The sequence below is a fragment of the Methylobacterium sp. AC832 genome (assembly GCF_979256025.1).
In genome coordinates this window covers 1-335 of sequence record NZ_CEEDMV010000033.1, presented here as the reverse complement: position 1 = coordinate 335, position 335 = coordinate 1, and the positions used below count along the sequence as shown (strand labels likewise).

Genomic DNA, 335 nt, shown 5'->3' with positions numbered 1-335 from the left:
CGCCGAGCCTGATGGCGTCCAGGCCGGTGTCGCTCATGGTTCTCAGCGTCTCGATCTCCTGACCGGCCGACAGCGTGAAGCTCACACTGGTCCTGACCATGTCGGTGCCGCCGCCATCCGTCTCGAACACGCGGTCACTGGCGTCGTCGACGATGTAGCTGTCGTCGCCAGCGTAGCCATAGAGTCGGTCGGCGCCCGCGCCGCCGTTGAGGACGTTGTCACCGGCATTGCCTATCAGTGTGTTAGCGAACGCGTTGCCGCCGAGCCTGATGGCGTCCAGGCCGGTGTCGCTCATGGTTCTCAGCGTCTCGATCTCCTGACCGGCCGACAGCGTG

At 65.4% G+C, this 335-nt stretch carries 1 pseudogene; it reads right to left on the bottom strand.

Going from position 1 to position 335, the window contains the following annotated elements:
* Nucleotides 1-335: pseudogene (locus tag AC0IXR_RS25010) on the bottom strand (calcium-binding protein); the annotation flags it as partial.